Here is a 13,848-nt window from a genome sequence, read left to right as displayed (position 1 = left end):
GCGCCTCAACTGCAGTGCGCGGTGATGAGGTTTGCGTAGGTTTGGGCGCAGATCACGACCTGCCCAAACTCCACCTGCTCCTCGACCGAGTGCGCGTGCCGGATCGTGCCGGGCCCATACTGCACGGTGGGTATGCCGAGTTGTGAATACTGTCGAAGGTCAGAGCCGTAGGCGCCGCCGAAGGCTTCGGGCCGGGGTGCGCCCGCTGCCTCCGCCGCCCCCTGCACCAGGCCCAACAATTCGTGTCCGACGGGCAGCTGCCCCGGTGAGAAATGGCCACCCGGCCAAGTGATCCGGACCGGATGATCGTGGAGCCAAGGGTCGCGTTGGGACGCTTTCGCGATTGCGCGCGCGAAGGAACGTTTTGCGTCGTTGAGAGTCTCGCCAGGCATGACGCCATAGCGGCCCTCAGCGATCAGGACGTCGGGGACGGTGCTGGGCCAGTCGCCAGCGCGGATCGTGCCGATCGAGAGCGGCCAGCCGAGGTCAAGATGGGCGAACTCCGGCGGCAACGACGTGTTGCGTTCGGCCTCGAAAGCGCGCAGCGCCGCATGGATGATCTCGAATTTGTCGATTGCGCTGACGCCCGCGGTTCGCGTCGAACCATGTGCCGCCGTGCCCGAAATCTCAAGCTCGAAGGTCAAGGCGCCAGCATTGGCCGAGATGATCTGCCCATCGGTGGGCTCGGCGATGAGACAGGCGTCACCGGTATGGCCACGCTGCAGGGTGGCGAAGGTCCCGAGGCCACCGTCCTCCTCGGCGATCACGGTGTGAATCGCAAATGGCTGTGCGAGTGACGTGCCCTCGAGCGCCCGCGCCGCGGCGATGATCGCGGCGACGCCGGACTTCATGTCGGAGGCACCGCGGCCATACCAGGTGTTGCCCGATTCTCGGGCAATGAATGGATTGCCATCAGGCCACAGTGCGAGGTCGCCCGGCGGAACGACGTCGACGTGGCCATTGAGGATCAGCGCCGGTGTGCCGGGGCCGGATGCACCGACGACGCCCCAGGCCTCGAGCCGCTCGACTTCTTCACCGGGGTAGCCATACGTGCTCCGAAGCGCAGCAAGGTCGAGCTGCCAGTGATCAACGGCAAGGCCAAGGTCGACCAATTTGTCGGCGCACCACTGTTGTACGTCGATTTCGCCTTGGCTCCCGCCGACGCTTGGAATCGCAATGAGTTCACGCAGATCGTCGGCGAGCGCTTCTTGGTCGATTGTCATGAGTCAGCCGTCCAGTTGCGGAGAATTGCTGCCGATTGGTGATAATCGATCTCGCCGGTTGCCACGCCGATCACGAGATCATAGGCAGCGTCGAGTGGTGCATCGAGCAAAACGTCATTTCGGGCGTAGAAGACGAATGTGGAAATCCAGCCGAGGCGTTTGTTGCCGTCGATGAGCGGGTGATTCCGAACGATTGATTCAAGGAGTACGGCGACCTTCTCATCCAGCGTCGGATAAGCATCGTCCCCGAACACCGAAGTTTGCGGGCGATGGGCGGCCGAATCGAGCAGCCCGATGTCGCGCACGGATTGAAGTCCGTACTCATCGACGATCGCGAGCAGTTCGGCCAGCGAAAGGTAGACCGTCATTGACCGAGGCGGTCGAGCAGCGGTCCGTACTTCGCGGCTGCCTCACGGGTCAGTCGGCGAACCTCGGCCACTCCGTCCAATCGTTCAGCACGCTCCAGAATTGCTCGCAGCGCTGCTTCGTTCTTGCTGACACCTTCCGCCGCGGCAAGCGCGGTGAGGACGCGATCCTGTTCGTCGTCGAGCCTCAGTGTCATACTCATAGATCTATGGTATCGCCGCGATACCATAGGAGCAAGAGGTCGACGACAACCGCCACCGATAGGATCAATTCCTGATGCTTGACGAACTACTTTCCCTCCCGGCTTTTGCGCTGATCCGTGTCCGCGACGACGACACGGTCACGCTGTTGGGCGGCACGCGTACGGATCTGGAATCGATTGGTGATGTGCCGCTGTCGGCTGGCGTCCAGCGCGCCTGGGACCACCTGGTGCTCGTGCCCTTTGCACAGGTGCGCGAGCGTGGCTTCGAAGCGCATCAGGACGGCACGCCGTTGTCAGCGATCGCGGTGGAATACGAACAGCATGTGCCGCTGGCCGAGTTGATTGCCGAGCTGCCGCAGGTGCCGGTCGAATTTGCCGATCGTGGCGGCTTTGAGACGTCCGATGAGGACTATGCGGCGATGGTCGGGACCATCATCGAGGACGAAATCGGCCGCGGCGAAGGTGCCAACCTGGTCGTCGGGCGCAACTACCGGGCGCAGCTCTCGGACTGGAATCACGGGCGTGCTCTGAGTGTCTATCGCCGGCTACTTGAACGCGAACGCGGAGCGTTTTGGACGTTTCTCATCTTCACTGGCGACCGTTATTTGATCGGCGCCAGTCCGGAACGGCATGTGAGTGTCGAGGCCGGACAGGTGCGGATGAATCCGATCAGCGGCACGTTCCGTCTGCACGGGCTTGAGACGACGGCCGAGCGAAAGCGTGAACTGCTCAATTTCTTACAGGACGAAAAAGAGATCTACGAGCTGTTCATGGTGGTTGATGAGGAGCTCAAGATGATGTGCGACATCTGCCATGAAGGCGGGCTCGTGCTCGGCCCGTACCTCAAACCGATGACGCATTTGGTGCACACCGAGTATCTGCTTGCCGGGCGCACCAATCGCGACGTGCGAGCGGTCCTGCGCGACTCGATGTTCGCCGCCACGGTCACTGGCAGCCCGGTGGAAAATGCTTGCCGACTGATCAAACAATATGAACCAGAAGGTCGCGGCTACTACGCCTCGATCGCCGCGCTGATCGGCCGCGATGACGATGGCGTGCCGATGGCCGATGCGCCGATCCTCATTCGCACCGCCGACATTGACCTTGACGGCAACCTCAAGATCACCGCTGGCGCAACGCTCGTACGCGACTCCGATCCCGCCTATGAAACGTCCGAAACGTGGGCAAAGGCCGCGGGAATTCTGAGCGCGTTCGGACTGGTGGAGGCCGCACCCGTGCCGGCCGAAGGCTTCGATGCCTTCACGCGCGATGACGAAGTACTGATCGCACTCGGCTCACGCAATCAACGGCTGAGCCAATTCTGGCTGTCCGATCAGTCCGGTGCCGCGCCGGTGCCCGCGCTTGCTGGCAAACGTGTCGTCATCGTCGACGGCGAGGACGACTTCGTCAACATGCTCAGTCACATCTTCGGCGTATTGGGCATGACCACGGACATCCTGCGGCACGATGCCGCCGTGCTCAATGCGGAAGGCGCCGACGCGCTCGAGGGCTACGACCTCGTTGTGGTCGGCCCTGGCCCGGGCGATCCGCGCGAACTAGACGATCCGAAGATGGCGGTGCTGCATTCGATCGTAGCGGTGCTGATTACGTCCGAGCGGCCATTCTTGGCTGTGTGCCTGGGCCATCAGGTGTTGTCGAGCCAGATCGGTCTTGACCTCGTGTTCAAGGACATCGTGTTCCAAGGCACGCAGAGTCGTCTCGAAGTGTTGGGTGCACAGCAGACTGTCGGCTTCTACAACACATTCGTCGCACGCGTACCCGCCACGGGGTTGCCGACGGGGGTTACCGTCGAGACCGAAGCCGCCACCGGCGACGTTCATCTTGTGGCCGGGCCGCGCTATCGCGGCATGCAATTCCATGCCGAATCGATCTTGACCCAGAACGGTTACGAGATCATCAAGGAACTCGTTCTTCAACTGCTTGGGTGATCGGCTTCCGGGCTAGGCAGCGGAACGCGCCGTCGACGCATTCGCGTGATGGCAACGCCGATCAGACACATTGCGCCGCCAATGAAGGCGAGCGTCGCCGGGACTTCGTCCAGCAGGATCCAGGCGATCAGGGTCGCGAGCACAGGTACGAGGTAAGTGGTCGCGGCCACGGTGCCGGCGTCGAGGCGTTTGAGTGCGTATGACCACGTACTGAAGCCGATTGCGGTCGGGAAAATGCCGAGGTAGGCCAGAACCAACAAATCCTTGGCCGAGGCGTCTTGAATCTGATTGACCAAGCTGGGCGCGTACGGCAGGCAAACGAGCATCCCGACGATGCAGCCGAGCCACACGGCTTGGACTGCGGGGACCGTGCGTAGAGCTGGCTTCTGGCAGAGCACTCCGATTGAATAAACAACCGCTGCGGCCACGCACAGAAGCACGCCGGTCGTGCTGGCGGTCGCGACTGCGGTCGAATCCTTGTCGGTGCTTACTGCGATCAGGGCGACGCCAGCGAACGCCACACCGGTGCCGATGATGAGTGGCTTCGGGAAACCTTCCTTGAGCAAGATGCCAGCGAACAGCGCGATCAAGATCGGCCCGATGTTGATGACCAGTGCAGACGTGCCAGCATCGAGATACCGCTCGCCCGCATTGAGCAGCACGTTGTAGGCGCCGAACCACAGAACGCCGTAAACGACGATAAGACCCAGTGGGCGACCGCGCGGCAGCACTTCATGTTTTGGCCACGCGATCACGGTCAGTGCTATCGCGCCGACGATCAGTCGTCCCAACGACAGTGCACCGGGGGAAAAAGTCGCTCCGAGATCACGAATGCCGACGAAGGCCGAAGCCCAGAGGACGACCGTGATCATGAGTGCCGCCAGTGATAGGTCGCGAGCAGCAGTTTCGTTCATGGTCCCAATGTTAGAAACGGCGCCCCGACCGAAGCGATCGGGGCACCGTCACTGGGTGTTAGCTGGCTTCAGCTACCGAGGTTTCCGCCATCCGAGGACAGCGTGACGTCGATCTTCTGGGACTTGCCGTCGCGCAAGACGGTCAACGTGACCTTCTCACCGGGCTCGTAGCCGCGGATACCGGCAACAAGGCCGTCGGCGCTTCCGACCGCGGTGCCGTTTAGCGCGGTGATGATGTCACCGGTTTTGATCCCTGCCTTCTCGCCTGCGCCCCCGTTGGTCACGCCCTTGACCGATGCACCGATCGTCGTGATGCCGTCCTTGTCGATCGAGTTTCCGACGGTGATGCCGATGCGGGCGTGTTGGACTTTCTCGCCCTTCACCAGATGCTTTGCGACATTTTTAGCTAGATCGATTGGGATTGCGAAGCCGAGGCCGATTGAGCCGGACTGCGCGGTCGGCGAGCCGCTCGTCGTGCGGATCGCGGAGTTGATCGCGATGACACGGCCGTCGAGGTCCACAAGCGGGCCACCGGAGTTGCCGGGGTTGATGGCCGCGTCGGTCTGAACCGCCGGGAACACAGTCGCTTGATCGCTGCCGCTTCCGTTAGAGGAGGACACCGGACGGTTGAGTGCGCTGATGATGCCGCTTGTCACTGTGGATTCCAGCCCATACGGCGAACCGATCGCGACAACCTCCTGACCGACCTGGAGGTCACTGGAATTGCCGAGCACCGCGGGCGTCAAACCCGTCTTGTCCTTCGCCTTGATCACGGCGAGGTCCGTGACGGGGTCGCGGCCGAGGATCGTGGCTGAGGTGATCGTTCCATCGTTGAATGACACCGTAATGCTGCCATTGTTTGCGGCTGCCTCGACGACGTGATTATTGGTCAAGATCTGGCCATCGTTGCTAATGATGATGCCGGTGCCCGAACCGGACTCGCTCGTGCCCTTCACATTGATCTGGGCGACGGACGGAAGGACCGTCTGCGCGACCTTCTCAACGGCGCCGGTTGCGGCCCGGTCCTTGGCGTTGCCTGAGTTGAGTGAGTTGACCGTGGGGCCTGAATCGTTGTTGAGGTAGTCATAACCGGCTGCACCGATGACGCCGCCAGCAAGGCCGAGGACTAGCGCCGAACTTGCGATCAGAGCAGTGCTGCGCCGTTTCTTCTGCTTAACCGGAGCTGCCGCAGGATAGGGCTGAGCGGACATGCCGTAGGCGGGCGCCCCCTGAGCGGTCGCTGCGAACGGTGGAAGCTCTTGAGTAGGTGTCGGCTCTGCGGCTGAACCCGCCGCATAGCCCCCGCCTTCGGGATAACGGTGGGTGAATTGTTCGGTGACTTCATCCCGAGGAGTCTGAACGGTCGGTTCTTCAGCAGTCGGCGGTGCGGGTGGCGCCGGTGGTGCCGCTGGCGGTACGGGCGGTGCCGCTGGCTCGGGTGCAACTGGTGTCGGCTGCGGTTCGCCGGGTGGAGGAGGCGGTTCAGCGGCTGGCGGAGGCGTCGGCTCGGCTGCCGGTGGCGGCGTCGACTCAGACTGGCCAGCGACCGGTTCCGCGGGAGTGGTTTCGCCAGCGCCGTCGCCAGCGTCATCGCTTGGGGGTGTCGGCGGGACGTACGGCTTGGCTGCGAATGGATCATTCATGTCACTCATAATATTTACATTCTCGCGTATCGCTGAGAGCCAACTGAGAGTGGCGTGTGAGCGTCCAAAGAAATCTTTTTCATTGTGACGATTCCGAAGCCTCGGCGCCGGGGATACGCAACGTGAATAGTGAGCCGCCGGATCCGGCTGATCGGGCCTCGACGCTTCCCCCGTGGCGTTCGGCAGCCCGGCGTACGATCGACAATCCGAGCCCGGATCCAGGCAACGTGCGTGCCTCGCTGGAGCGATAGAAGCGGTCGAAAATATGCGGCAGATCGTCCTCGGCGATGCCGGGGCCCTCATCGGAAACAGTCAACGTGCCGTCGCGGAGCCGAATCTGGACGGTTCCGCCCGGTGGGCTCCATTTCGCCGCATTATCGAGCAGATTGGTGACTGCGCGCTCCAGCAACTGAGGTTCGCCGAACACCATCCACGGCCAGATGTCGGTATCGAATTCGACACCCGGCGCGCGCAGACGAACCCGATCCACCGCGTGCGTCACGATCTCGGCGAAATCGCCCGGCTCGGGATCACGCCGCAACGGTTCATCGCGGGCGAGCTCAACAAGATCCCCCACGAGCGTTGAGAGCTCCTGTAGCTGCGCGCCTACGTCGTGCATGATCTCGGCGCGCTGCACATCGGGTAGGTGCCGCTGTGGATTGTTTGCGGCTTGCGTGAGGAGCTCGATATTCGTGCGCAAGCTGGTCAACGGCGTACGGAGTTCGTGGCCCGCATCGGCGACGAGCTGCCGTTGTCGGTCCTGAGAGGCGTCGAGCGCGATCAACATCGAATTGAATGACGTCGTGAGGCGCGCCAACGCGTCGTGACCCATCACCGCGATCGGGGTGAGTTCCTGGGTGCGGGCGACGCGTTCGACCGCATCGGTCAGACGGCGCACGGGGCGAAGGCCGTTGGTCGCGACGAGCCAGCCGCTCAGTCCGGCCAGCGCGACACCGGTGATTGAAGTCAGCCACAGGATCACGGCGAGTCGCTCGAGGGTTCGATAGGCCGAATCCATCGATTGGGCCAGAACCAGTGCGGTGCCCTTACCGGCCTGGACCGCGACAATCCGATAGCGGACGCCGCCGACTGTGTCGGTGCGTTTGGAGTGGGTTCTTTCACCCAGTGAAACATCATTCTCCGCAGTGCTGATGAACGGCAGTGCTGACGTCTCATTGGAGTTGGAGAAGATATAGCCACCGCTGATGATCGCGATCTTTACTTGCGCGATATTACTCAGTGCACCGGCAGAATATTTGGCGATCGTGTCTTGACTGATGCCATCGCTGACCGCAGTTTCGGCGCGTTGTACGAGTGACTCATCCAGCGAGCTCTGCAACTCGGTCCGAACGGTGAAATAGACCATCGCGCTGACCGCCGCGAGCGTCATTGCCACCGCAATTGTCGTCAGCAGCGCGACTCGAGCAGCCAGTGACAGACGAGCCGTCAGTGGCGCAATGAGTTGATGTAGTCGGTCAATCACGGCGCGTTCTCGCGAAGGACATAGCCCACGCCTCGGACGGTGTGCAGCAACCGCGATTCGCCGCCTGCCTCGAGTTTGCGACGGACATAACCGACATACACCTCGAGTGAATTGGCCGTTGTCGGAAAGTCGAAGCCCCAGACTTCTTCGAGGATGAAGGAGCGTTCGAGGACGCGTTTGGGTCGGCGCATGAACAGCTCGAGCAGATCGAACTCGGTTCGAGTTAGGGTCAACGACCGCTCGCCGCGTCGGACCTCACGGGTCGCAATATCGAGCGACAGGTCCGTGAACTCCAGCGGTGGCTCGAATGGTTCGTCGCCGGGTGCGCGCGTGACGCGGCGCAGCAATGATCGGATTCGGGCCAACAACTCCTCGAGCGCGAACGGCTTCGGCAGATAATCATCGGCACCTGCATCGAGACCGTCGACTCGGTCGGAGATCGCATCGCGCGCGGTCAGGATGAGGATCGGCACGTCGTTGCCGGCATTGCGCAAGGCGCGCGTGGCCTCCAGACCGTCGAGTTTCGGCATCATGACATCCATGACGATTGCGTCGGGATTGACGTGTGGAACGCGGGCGAGCGCCTCGGCGCCATCTGAGGCGAGCTCGACGACATAGCCGTTGAACTCCAGCGAGCGCCGCAGCGAATCGCGTACGGCACGATCATCATCGACGACAAGAATGCGCATGGGAGAAGTGTGCCCGGCCATCCTGAACCTTTCGTAAGAGCCGCTGTTTTAGGAGCCGCTGGTAATCAGGTGTCCTGGCCGGTCGGGCCGTCCAGAATTGATTGAGCTGTCGAGGCTGCGCGAGCTCCGTAGCTGCCGCCGAACATGACCGCATGCACCAACAAGGGGTGGAGCTGATGCAGCGGCATGCGTTCGCGCCAGCCTTCGGCGAGCGGCGTGGCCTCGTCGTATGCGTCGATGACGCGTTGCAGATGGGGTGTGCCGAACAGGGCCAGCATCGCCAAGTCGCCCTCACGATGGCCGCCGTGCGCGGCCGGATCGATTAACCAGACATGCCCGTCCGATCCCCAGACCACATTCCCCGACCACAGATCGCCGTGCACGCGCGCGGGCGATTCGGCGGGGCCGGCGAAGTCGTGAATTTTACGCATGACAGCTTCGATCGTGTTGGCTTGCTCGATCGTGAGGAAGGTCCGGTCGACTGCGGCGCGGACATATGGCATGACGCGTCTGGATGCGAAGAATTCCGGCCACGTGGGGAGCGTCCGATTGGGCAGCGGCGCGAGTCCGATGAAACCGTCATGTTCGGCGCCAAACATCGCTGCGCCGGCCTGGTGGGTGACGCCCAGTGCGCGGCCGAATTCATCGGCGGCGTCGTTGGTCGGTTTTCCCGGTTCGATCCACTCGAGGATGAGGCAGTCGTCGGCGGCGGCCAGGAGCTCGGGAATACGAGCGCCGGCCGCTTCCCGCAGCCAGGTGAGGCCTTCGGCTTCGGCATGAAACATGCCCTCGGGCGCGTTGGAACGAGTCTTCATCAGCGCGTTTCGACCATCGGTCAGCCTCAACCGGGTCGCTGTGCAGACATCGCCGCCCGCGACCGGAGTCGTCGAGACAACCCCGCGACCGAGGAGTGCCTCGGCGCGCGATGCGATTCCTGCCATCCGTGCCATACGTCGAACGTACCGCCTCAGCCGTCGATCAGCGCCGGGAGTTGGTCGACAAGCTGGTCCGACGTCCGCTCGATCATCGTGAGTACGGCACGAAAACCTTCGGGTCCACCGAACCATGGGTCAGGAACATCGAGGTCGGATTCTTCAGCTCCAGGGTCGAAACTGCGGAACATTCGCAGCTTGCCGAGCGCGCCGGCGGTTGGCGCGAGTTCGGCCATGTCCGCGTGATTGGCCGCATCCATCGCGAGCAGAAGATCGTTCTCGGCGTACCAGTCGATGGTGAACTTCTCGGCGATCTGTCCGGTCGGATCGTAGCCAGCGTTGGCCAGGACTTGGGCGGAGCGAGCATCCATCGGATTGCCGGTATGCCAACCCCCGGTGCCCGCTGAGGAGATCGAGACTCGATCGGCCAATCCGGCTCGTTGGATGCGGTCATCGAGGATCACATGCGCTGTGGGTGAGCGGCAGATGTTCCCGAGGCAGACGACCGCGATGCGGAAAGTCACCGTTCTTGGTCGAAGAACACGCCGAGCACCGCATTGGTGACCGAGATGATGATCGAGCCAAGAACAGCCCACCAGAACCCATCGATCGTGAATGCCAAGTCAAATTTGCCCGTCACCCATTCGGTGAGTAGCAGGAGCAACGCGTTGATGACGAGCAGCGCGAACCCCAGCGTGATGATGATGAACGGCAATGACAGCGTTTTGATCACCGGTGCGACGAACATGTTGATCGCGGTGAAAACGGCAGCAACCAAGGCCAGCGTGATCAGCTGGCTTGAGGTCGAAGCGTCTGCTGCGGCAATATTCATATGCGTGCCGAGCAGTCCTGCGGCAACCGCGAGCGCGGCCGCGCTGAGAATCCATGAGGTTAAGAATCTGGGCATACCGACCATTGTGGCATCACCGCCGCCAGCCCCCAAGATTTGTTCGAAATATGGCCGTTTGAGGTTGGTGGATTCAATCGGTCGGCGCAACACCGGGTTGATTTGCGTGGTCCCAGACTAGTGTGGCGAGGACTTCTCTGGGGGTGCGCCATTGGTGGCGTTTGCGTGGCCGGTCATTGAGTTGGTTCGCGACGAACTCGAGATAGTCCGCGTGGTAGCCCGATAGATCGGTGCTTTTGGGGAAGTACTGACGCAGCAGCCCGTTGGTGTTCTCATTCGAGCCCCGCTGCCATGGTGAATGTGGGTCACAGAAGAAGATGTCGATGTCCAAAGCGGTGGAGATTGCCTTGTGGTTGGACATTTCGATGCCTTGGTCCCAGGTCACCGATCCGCGTAACTGTGTGGATAGTTTTCCCATCTGGATGATCATCTGGTCCTGAACTTCCTCAGCGCCGTGACGCTCGGGCAGATGAAGCAACATCACGAAACCTGTGCTGCGTTCGACCAACGTTCCGATCGCGGACTTGTTCAGCTCACCGGTGATCAGATCGCCTTCCCAATGACCCGGAACAGCCCGGTCTTCGACTGCGGCAGGTCGTTCGCTGATGTTGACCATGTCCTTGATCCGGGTCTGTCGCCGGCCTTCTTTGCGGTGGGGTTTGCGCACCGCTCGACCGGTTCGTAAGCAGGTAGTGAGCTCACGTTTGAGCGCACCTCGGCCCTGGACATAGAGCGACTGGTAGATCGTCTCGTGTGACACCCACATCTCCGCCTCATCGGGAAAATCCAACCGTAACCGGTTCGCAATCTGCGCGGGCGAGTGCTTCTTCTTCTCGAGCCGGAACTGGACCTCATCACGAAGCCGTTGGTTCGTCGCCAACTTCGCTGGCTTGGGACGCGCCCGTCTGGCAACACCACGCCGGTGGGCCTTCGACGGGGAATATTTCCAGCCCTTGGTTCTCGGACGACCCGCAACTGACGGGTTCAACGCAGCCAAGGACCGGTACTGCTGGTGATACATGTTCGCCCGCAATTCACGTAGCACCGTTGAGGGCGCCCGGCCGATCGACCGGGCAATCGATCGGATCGATTCATCAGCATGCAGGCCGGCGTGAATCCGCTCGCGATCGGCAACACTCAGATAACGACTCGTTGCGGGCAGGACCAGCGACATTGGCGGCATACCGCCACCTTTGCGCACCCACTTCTTGGCCGTTTCAACCGACACACCCGCAGCCCGAGCAGCCTCCGCGGTCGACAAGCCCTCACGAACCCGAATCCAAAACCCACGCTGACGATCAACATCAGGGAAACGGCCCATACAGCACTCCAAAATTCAGAGTGTTGCGTCGACTCCTTGAACTCAAGGTTGGCATAAGGGCGCGGAGTGAACAAATCTTGGCCGTTTGGCTTTCGGGGCTATTGCAGGGGAAGAGGTGGGACGGCTTGGCGGCGGGCAGATTGGGCGAGCCCGATGCCGCCAACGACACACGCTGCGCCGACAACCTGGATCGCGGTGAGCGATTCGGTGAACCACGCCCAGCCGAGGATAACTGCGATGACCGGCTCTAGCGTTGCAATGACGGTGACAACCGTGGCCGGTATGTGTTGGAGCGCGGCGAGTTGCAGGAAAAATGGTGCGACGGTCCCGGGGAGGATGATCCAGGCGATCAGCAGGATGAGCGGCAAGCGCAATGACTCAAGGTTGCCCAACAGCGAAGCGTTTTGATTGAGATCACTCACCTTCCAGATCGGCGAAATGATGTTCATCATGATCGCGGCGAACACGAAAGCCCACAACACCACGCGTAGCGGCTCGTCGAAACCGACGTGGTGCTCGCCGAGCAGGAAATAGGTCGCGAAGCTCACCGCCGCGGCGAGTGCCATGAGCAAACCTAGGGTGTCGAAATCGAGCCCTTGCCATACCTGCCCGACAGTCGCGATGCCGAAAACCGACAACGCAATCGCCGCCCACATTCGGTTGCGGACTTGTTCCTGGCGCACGAACCGCACCCACAGCACCACCAGCACCGGTGCCAGATATTCGATGAGCAGGGCGATGCCGAGCGGTAGCCGATTGATGGCGATGTTGTAGGTCAACTGCAATGACAGAACACCGACCAAGCCGAGGACCGCGATCAGCAGCAGGCTCGATCCGGTCGGCGGCTGCAGCGCCGAACGCCGCCAAAATGCCGCGGCCAATGCGAACGCGATGGCCGCCCCGGTGATGCGCACGGTGGTCAGTGATTCGGGGCTCAACCCGGCGCGCATCGCGACGCGTGAGACTGCCCCGTTGACACCGAACAGGATCGCCCCGGTGATGACCAAGATGTAGCCGAGGCGGGGATTGGATTGTGGCACTCGCTGATTGTGACAGCAATAGAGCGTCACCAGAGCGTGACGGCACCCGCTTCCTGCGGGGGATACGCTGCCGACATGTCTGCACCTCCCACTCGAGCGGCCCTCGACGGCATCCCGGTCTACCGACCGGGCAAGCCCGCGGCCAGCGATGCCTACAAACTGTCCAGCAATGAAAATCCCAATTCCCCGCTGCCTGGAGTCATTGAGCTCGCCAGCGCCGAACTCGAGCACATGAACCGCTATCCCGATGCCGGTTGCGTCGAACTGTATGCGGCGCTGTCGGCCCGCCTAGGCGTTCCGTCAGACTGTCTCGCCGCAGGGACGGGATCGGTTGCGGTGCTGTTTTCCTTGCTCAACGCGCTCTGCTCCGACGGCGATGAAGTCGTCTACGCCTGGCGGTCCTTCGAGGCTTACCCGATCGCCGTCGAACTCACCGGGGCCACCTCCGTCAAGGTCCCGTTGGCTGGCGATTGCAGCCATGACCTGGCTGCCATGGCCGCAGCGATCACCGATCGAACGAAGGCGGTTCTCGTCTGTACGCCGAACAATCCGACCGGTCCGATCGTGACGGCGGCCGCGCTGGATAAGTTCGTGGCGATGGTGCCGCCGAACGTCGTGGTCGTGGTTGATGAGGCGTATGTCGAATTTGTCAGTGACCCGACTGCGGCGAAGGGGCTCGAGGCGCTCACCGCGTATGACAATGTCGTCGTATTGCGAACCTTCTCCAAGGCATACGGGCTCGCCGGGCTCCGCGTCGGTTATGCCATCGCCCGGCCCTCGGTCGCCGAGGCGATCCGCAAGGCGACAGCACCCTTTAGCGTTTCTGATCTCGCGCAGCGCGCCGCGATCGCATCGCTGGACTCAATCGATGAACTTTCCGAACGGGTCCAGGTAATTGTTGCCGAACGCACCAGGATGGCCGAGGTGCTTCGAGACCAAGGTTGGGCCGTTCCTGCTGCCCAAGGAAATTTTGTATGGCTGCCGCTCGGCGCCGATTCGCTCGACTTCGCCGCGGCCTGTGATCCGGTTTCGGTGCGACCCTTCGCCGGTGATGGTGTGCGGGTCAGCGTCGGCGCACCGGCGGTCAATTCGGAGTTTCTTGAGGCTGCACAAAAATGGCAGTCCGAAAGGGTCTAGCCCCTGCCGCATGAGGTGTGTTCGACGAGACATCTCGGTTCG

Annotated in this window: 14 protein-coding genes; 2 read left to right on the top strand and 12 right to left on the bottom strand. The window is 62.0% G+C overall.

Annotation, left to right across the window (positions count from 1 at the left end):
* Nucleotides 1-5: 5 nt before the first annotated feature.
* The 3 genes from AC2YB9_RS17215 to AC2YB9_RS17205 are packed head-to-tail and all read right to left on the bottom strand — an operon-like array spanning nt 6 to nt 1,791.
* Nucleotides 6-1,223 carry an ArgE/DapE family deacylase gene (locus tag AC2YB9_RS17215; RefSeq protein ID WP_487266589.1) on the bottom strand — a complete coding sequence of 406 codons (1,218 nt, stop codon included), beginning with the start codon at nt 1,221-1,223 and terminating at the stop codon, nt 6-8.
* Nucleotides 1,220-1,591 (bottom strand): type II toxin-antitoxin system death-on-curing family toxin, encoded by a 372-nt coding sequence (locus AC2YB9_RS17210; RefSeq protein ID WP_487266588.1) that lies wholly within the window; start codon nt 1,589-1,591, stop codon nt 1,220-1,222. Before AC2YB9_RS17210 ends, AC2YB9_RS17215 begins: the two co-directional genes overlap by 4 nt.
* Entirely contained in the window at nt 1,588-1,791 is a 204-nt protein-coding gene (locus tag AC2YB9_RS17205) for a CopG family transcriptional regulator (RefSeq protein ID WP_487266587.1), read from the bottom strand. The genes AC2YB9_RS17210 and AC2YB9_RS17205 overlap by 4 nt, the downstream gene beginning before the upstream one ends.
* Before the next feature lie 74 nt (nt 1,792-1,865).
* On the opposite strand from AC2YB9_RS17205, the gene AC2YB9_RS17200 reads away from it, so the two are divergent.
* Entirely contained in the window at nt 1,866-3,740 is a 1,875-nt protein-coding gene (locus AC2YB9_RS17200) for a chorismate-binding protein (RefSeq protein ID WP_487266586.1), read from the top strand.
* Here the strand turns inward: AC2YB9_RS17200 and AC2YB9_RS17195 are convergent.
* The 9 genes from AC2YB9_RS17195 to AC2YB9_RS17155 all read right to left on the bottom strand — a co-directional run bounded on the left by AC2YB9_RS17195 (nt 3,725) and on the right by AC2YB9_RS17155 (nt 12,669).
* Entirely contained in the window at nt 3,725-4,654 is a 930-nt protein-coding gene (locus tag AC2YB9_RS17195) for a DMT family transporter (RefSeq protein ID WP_487266585.1), read from the bottom strand. The genes AC2YB9_RS17200 and AC2YB9_RS17195 overlap by 16 nt on opposite strands.
* A 68-nt stretch (nt 4,655-4,722) precedes the next feature.
* Complete coding sequence (locus AC2YB9_RS17190; RefSeq protein WP_487266584.1) at nt 4,723-6,297, bottom strand: S1C family serine protease; 1,575 nt, start codon at nt 6,295-6,297, stop codon at nt 4,723-4,725.
* A 79-nt stretch (nt 6,298-6,376) separates the two neighbouring features.
* A complete protein-coding gene (locus tag AC2YB9_RS17185) occupies nt 6,377-7,780 on the bottom strand; it encodes a sensor histidine kinase (RefSeq protein ID WP_487266583.1) in 1,404 nt (467 codons plus the stop codon).
* Nucleotides 7,777-8,469 carry a response regulator transcription factor gene (locus tag AC2YB9_RS17180; RefSeq protein WP_487266582.1) on the bottom strand — a complete coding sequence of 231 codons (693 nt, stop codon included), beginning with the start codon at nt 8,467-8,469 and terminating at the stop codon, nt 7,777-7,779. The genes AC2YB9_RS17185 and AC2YB9_RS17180 overlap by 4 nt, the downstream gene beginning before the upstream one ends.
* 65 nt (nt 8,470-8,534) lie before the next feature.
* On the bottom strand, nt 8,535-9,419 hold the full coding sequence (locus AC2YB9_RS17175; protein ID WP_487266581.1) for a fructosamine kinase family protein: 885 nt from the start codon (nt 9,417-9,419) through the stop codon (nt 8,535-8,537).
* Nucleotides 9,420-9,436: 17 nt separating this feature from the next.
* Nucleotides 9,437-9,925: a low molecular weight protein-tyrosine-phosphatase gene (locus tag AC2YB9_RS17170; RefSeq protein WP_487266580.1), complete on the bottom strand. Its 489-nt coding sequence runs from the start codon at nt 9,923-9,925 to the stop codon at nt 9,437-9,439.
* Nucleotides 9,922-10,308, bottom strand: a complete 387-nt coding sequence (locus AC2YB9_RS17165; RefSeq protein WP_487266579.1) for a phage holin family protein — start codon at nt 10,306-10,308, stop codon at nt 9,922-9,924. Before AC2YB9_RS17165 ends, AC2YB9_RS17170 begins: the two co-directional genes overlap by 4 nt.
* Before the next feature lie 73 nt (nt 10,309-10,381).
* Nucleotides 10,382-11,629 carry an IS30 family transposase gene (locus AC2YB9_RS17160; protein ID WP_487266578.1) on the bottom strand — a complete coding sequence of 416 codons (1,248 nt, stop codon included), beginning with the start codon at nt 11,627-11,629 and terminating at the stop codon, nt 10,382-10,384.
* A gap of 98 nt (nt 11,630-11,727) precedes the next feature.
* Nucleotides 11,728-12,669 (bottom strand): EamA family transporter, encoded by a 942-nt coding sequence (locus AC2YB9_RS17155; protein ID WP_487266577.1) that lies wholly within the window; start codon nt 12,667-12,669, stop codon nt 11,728-11,730.
* A gap of 75 nt (nt 12,670-12,744) precedes the next feature.
* On the opposite strand from AC2YB9_RS17155, the gene AC2YB9_RS17150 reads away from it, so the two are divergent.
* On the top strand, nt 12,745-13,806 hold the full coding sequence (locus tag AC2YB9_RS17150) for a histidinol-phosphate transaminase (protein ID WP_487266576.1): 1,062 nt from the start codon (nt 12,745-12,747) through the stop codon (nt 13,804-13,806).
* The last annotated feature ends 42 nt before the right edge of the window (nt 13,807-13,848 follow it).

It is taken from the genome of Aeromicrobium changchenzhani, assembly GCF_057586615.1.
Note: the sequence above shows the minus strand (reverse complement) of the source record. Positions and strands in the feature narration are given on the sequence as shown.